This window comes from Pontibacter rugosus (genome assembly GCF_042678745.1).
GTDB classification, from domain to species: Bacteria; Bacteroidota; Bacteroidia; order Cytophagales; family Hymenobacteraceae; genus Pontibacter; species Pontibacter rugosus.
The window spans coordinates 1-526 of the sequence record NZ_JBHTLD010000563.1; the positions used below are offsets into that span (position 1 = coordinate 1).

The following is a 526-nucleotide window of genomic DNA, read 5'->3' on the forward strand; positions in this document are numbered from 1 at the left end:
GAACTGAAAGCCAACTTTTTAAAATATTTACTTTCATCATTGTGGTTCCTTAGTAAGATGTGTTTTGTATGTAATGACTTGTTCTCTAAAATCATACCTACATAATCTCCTTCCAAAATAGTTATGTCATAGGCATTACTCAAAGAAATATCACGCAGTTTCGCTCGGGATTTTACTTGTAAAGGTGTTTTTGAAAGTAGGTATACAGCTTTGTTCTCTCTTTCAACAAAAAGAACATCATTCAAAATACCTTTAACATACTCGATATCTTCTTTTACGGGCTGTGATTTGACAGTAGCTAGTAAATCGACTTTGTATCCTAATTTTACCAAAGATTTGATCCTTCTCCAAATATCAACACCTCCTCCATAATCCGAGGGGTATGGAAAGCTTGGGCTGACAACTAATATACTCTTCATTCGATGACTTTTGAATTAGTTTTCAGATGGAATATGCGGTAATAAACTACCAGCGCAAAGAAAATAATAATGTTTGGCTTAGTAGTAAGGGTTTCTATAAATAAACC

The 526-nt window shown here is 33.7% G+C and carries 1 protein-coding gene; it reads right to left on the reverse strand.

All coding sequences use genetic code 11. The features are described 5' to 3' along the window. The coding region (locus tag ACFQ2O_RS22480; RefSeq protein WP_377533283.1) for a hypothetical protein at positions 1-419 on the reverse strand (419 nt) is incomplete at its 3' end. Between the last annotated feature and the right edge of the window lie 107 nt (positions 420-526).